The sequence below is a fragment of the Persicitalea sp. genome (assembly GCF_041751555.1).
Lineage (GTDB): Bacteria > Bacteroidota > Bacteroidia > Cytophagales > Spirosomataceae > Persicitalea.
Genome location: NZ_JBGSXF010000029.1, coordinates 1 through 4452, shown reverse-complemented (window position 1 = coordinate 4452; position 4452 = coordinate 1). Strand labels below are relative to the sequence as shown.

Genomic DNA, 4452 nt, shown 5'->3' with positions numbered 1-4452 from the left:
GGATAGCCACCGTCGATGGGCTTTCTATCATCAATACCAGGGAGCAAACCATTACTAATGTCGGAGAAGAACAAGGCATGGTTCCAGATGAACTGTTCGAAATACAGGAGAAGAAAGGGGTTATTTATTTGGGAAGTAAGAATGGATTGATTCAGATGAAGCCAGGTAAAAATCATAAATGGAGTTTCTATAACTTAAATGAATCACAGGGGTTTCCGGAGAATAATTATAACACCGGGGGAGCTCATGTAATGAAAAATGGCCAATTGTGGATGAGTGCCGGGTACTCGACCTATAAATTGAATATTCTGACCCAAGCCCCTTCTATTGATACCTTGCCGTGTCCGGTAGCGATAACCGGCCTCAAAATTGCGGATGAATACCAGTCCTTTTCAAACAGAGCGGACCTTCTGTCTTTTTTTGAAACCAATGATACGCTATGGTATAATGATGGAAAACAGTTCTATCTGGAACAAACCATACCTCAGGACTCCGGCTATTTGTTTACAAACAACATCCGTTGGGACAGTTTATCCTTACCCTATAAAATGCCTGTAGGGTTGAAACTCCCCTATGATCAAAATTCATTACAATTCAGATATTCAAATCTGTGCGTATTCAACTGGGATAAGATTTCATCTAGATATACACTCGAAGGAAAAGACGATGCCTGGGTCGAGGCTAACGATGCCAGTACTTCAAAGACCTATTTCAATTTGCCGGCTGGTAAGTACACATTCAAAGTAGCGACCAGAGGAGTTACCGGAAAATGGGGTGCCCCCGCTGAATTCAGCTTTACCATTTTGCCCCCCTGGTGGCAGACCTGGTGGGCATATTTACTCTATGCAATAATGGCAATTGGGACAGTAGTTTTAATTGTCCGGTTGCGATCTAAACAATTGAAAGAAGAAAACCGTCTGCTCGAAGAAAAAGTTACTAAGCGAACCACTGAATTAAAGGTATCCCTGGATCACTTGAAAGCTACGCAAAGCCAATTAATCCAGTCCGAAAAAATGGCCAGCCTGGGTGAGCTTACGGCCGGTATCGCCCACGAAATCCAAAACCCCCTGAACTTCGTCAACAATTACTCGGAAGTAAATGAAGAGTTGATAGATGAAATTTCGGATGTACTAACTCAGGGTGATCTGGACGAAGTCAAACTACTATTGACTGACCTGAAAGATAACCAAACCAAAATCCAACATCATGGCAAGCGGGCTGATGCTATTGTTCGAGGCATGTTGCAGCACAGCCGCACCAGCAGCGGCACCAAGGAGCCCACCAATCTCAATGCCCTGGCCGATGAGTACCTGCGGCTGGCCTACCACGGACTTCGTGCCAAAGACAGTGAATTTCAGGCGGACTTTGAAACTGATTTTGATAATAATCTCCCTTTGGTTGATGTGGTAGCGCAGGATATTGGGCGGGTACTACTGAATATCATCAATAATGCCTTTCAGGCGGTAAATGAACGAAGGCTTTTGGGAATCGAAGAATACCAGCCCGCTGTAAAAGTAGCAACCAAAAAGTTGGAAGATTTAGTTGAAATCAGCATAGTCGACAACGGTATCGGTATTCCCGAAGCAATTAGGGACAAAATTTTCCAACCTTTCTTCACCACCAAACCCACCGGACAGGGAACGGGGCTGGGGCTGAGTTTGGCCTATGATATAGTAAAGGCGCAGGCGGGAGATTTAGAAGTGGAAAGTATGAATGGAGAAGGAAGTACCTTTATCTTGAAATTGCCCATGCAAAGTAATTGAACATGAAAAAGCTAACGCGCAACCGTGGCCTGTGCTGAGCCCTTTCCAAAAAAACGGACATGACCCATTTCCATCCCTGAATTACACGCATTAAAAACAATTATTCATCCGTAAAACCCATTTCTACCACGATTTCAGCAACCGTGTTGTACCCCAAAATCGAGGGCAGCCATTGAAGCTCACGAGTACTTCCAGCTACGCCCCGAACTGGAAAAAGCCTATAAAATTTCTACTCCGTGCGCAACGGCACCGCTCCAAAAACCCCCTGCTCTGCCTGCTGTCACCAAAATTCGCATCAATTCGTCGACGTACTGTGGTTGAGGTAGTTATACCTAAATTGCAAATTGACAAATCCCTCTTAATACCTGAAAATGAAAAAATCCCTCACGCTTCCGCTCGTTTTCCTCTTGCTGACGTCGGTCAGCTTCGCCCAGCCAGGTAGTACCATTGCCGAGTCGGCCAACCGATTTCTCGCGACGCTCAACGCCAATGAATTGGCCAAAACGCAGTATGCCTTTTCCGATTCGCTGCGGTTCAAGTGGACCAACCTACCCGTCGGGATGGTAGCCCGGCCCGGAATTGCCTACGGGTCGCTGTCCGACCAAAGTCGGCTGGCGTTTCATCGGGTGCTGTCGGCCATGCTCAGCTCGCAGGGGTACCTAAAAACGACCAGCATCATGCAGCTGGACGACATTCTGAATACGCTCTATCAGCAGGCATTCGATGACGGAAAAATCGACCAGAAAATGCTCACCATGATGCAGGATCTGAAATGGTCGCACGGCAACTACTTTATTTCGGTCTGGGGAAAACCGGCAGCTAACTAGCCCTGGCGTCTGAATTTTGGCGGACATCACCTGACCCTCAGCCTGACCACCGACGGGAAGAACGTGTCGATGTCGCCGTATTTTGTGGGTATCGCCCCGGCGGAGGTGAAGTCGGGCAAGTACGCAGGGCTACGGGTGCTTAGCAAAGAAGAAGATTTTGGATTTTTGCTCATCAATACCCTCACTAATAGCCAGAAAGAAGTGGCGGTCTTGATACAGGACGTCCCCAAAGAAATCATCACCTCACCGCAGGCGCAGCAGCGTATCATGAGCTACTACGGCATTCCGGCAAAGCAGTTCACCGCCGACCAGAAAATAATCCTCACCCTGCTAATTCAGGAATACAACCACAATTTCGAGCATGAGAAAGCGCATCGACTCCTCGACAAAATCACAAAATCGGGCATCGACAAGTTTTATTTCGCCTGGGTCGGGAGTCTGGAAAATGACAAACCGCACTACTACATCATTAACGGGCCGGACTTTCTGATCGAATACGACAACGTTGGTTTTCAGAACGATGGCAACCACATCCACGCCATTCTGCGGGAGAAAGGCCAGGATTTCGGCGAAGACCTGCTGAAACGGCACTACCTCGAAGCGAAGCACTGGTTGAAACTATGCATTTTCAGCGACACACTAAACCCTCACCTTATGTCAACATTATTGAAAATCCTGGCGATCCTCACGCTTGCCCTTCTGCTGTTTGCCGCATTTATTCAGTTTGCCCCGCTGGTCAAGAACGACATTCCTTATCCGGTAGTCACCATTTCCAGCGACTCCTCCGTGCTGGCCCGTGGAGATTACCTCGTTTATGGGCCGGCTCATTGCGTTCATTGTCACTCCGCCGAGCAGGACAAAGAGGCGGCACATCATGGCGAGAAGGTGGCACTTGCCGGAGGCAGGAGCTTTGACTTACCTTTTGCAAAAATATATGTCCCCAACCTAACGCCTGATCCGGAAACAGGAATTGGCAACATAAAGAACGAGGCCATTGCTAGGGCGATGCGCTTCAACACGAACCATAACGGCAATACTATGATTGGGTTTATGACCCTCACGTATATGTCTGACGAGGATGTCTCAGCCGTAATTTCTTATCTGAGAACGCAGAAGCCCGTCCACAACCCAGTTCCACCCTCCGAATACTCCTTCAAAGGGAAGTTTGTGAACAGATACTATGACAAACCCTTCGAACAGACAAAACCAATCCTGTCCAGGGCAGAAATTGGCCCGACGGTCGAATACGGGGAATACCTGGTCCATAACGTGGCAGATTGTGCTGGCTGCCATACTAAGTATTCGACTGACTTTTTCGGGAGAACGTATACTGGGGTACGACTGTCGGGAGGCGAGCTGTTCGAAGAAAAAGAACAGATTTTTACAACTCCCAACTTGACCCCCGATCCGGAAACAGGACATATTTTCAACTGGTCAGAAGAAGCTTTCGTAGCTCGGTTCAAGGCAGGTCGTGTGTATGAGAGCTCACCAATGCCCTGGGATAATTTCAAACGGATGACTGAAAACGACCTGCGGGCCATCTACAAGTACTTGCGTACGGTTCCTCCGCACAAGAATAAGATTGAGGCAATTGTGGTCAGTCGCTGATTTTCTGAATTCTCCCCTGCTCAAAACCATGGTTTGTGCCCTTTCGACGTGCTGCTCCTCAGACCGCCGATAGACCTTGATCGAAATTGAACCGAGAGCCTGCGAGGGGCGGGTGAAAAAAGTCCAATAGCTCTAAAAAGAGCCGATGCAACAATAGACTAAATCATTGAGACAATAGGCCTTGTCATTGAGACAATGGGCCAATTCCGGGGAGTTTTCGACCCCTAATTTTGACCCATCGGTTTCAATCGCAA

The 4452-nt window shown here is 47.8% G+C and carries 2 protein-coding genes and 1 pseudogene; all 3 read left to right on the top strand.

Translation table 11 applies throughout. From position 1 onward, the window contains the following. A partial coding sequence (locus ACEW8P_RS00885) for an ATP-binding protein (RefSeq protein ID WP_373511224.1) occupies positions 1–1763 on the top strand: 1763 nt, incomplete at its 5' end. Between the two features lie 371 nt (positions 1764–2134). Beyond that, positions 2135–3151 (top strand): annotated as a pseudogene (locus tag ACEW8P_RS00880) (DUF3500 domain-containing protein); the annotation flags it as partial. A gap of 93 nt (positions 3152–3244) precedes the next feature. Then, positions 3245–4198: a cytochrome c gene (locus ACEW8P_RS00875; protein ID WP_373511225.1), complete on the top strand. Its 954-nt coding sequence runs from the start codon at positions 3245–3247 to the stop codon at positions 4196–4198. Positions 4199–4452: the final 254 nt, after the last annotated feature.

Bases quoted from the DNA above. Each gene is read 5' to 3' on its own strand.
- ACEW8P_RS00875 (WP_373511225.1), top strand. From the start codon at position 3,245: ATGTCAACATTATTGAAAATCCTGGCGATCCTCACGCTTGCCCTTCTG.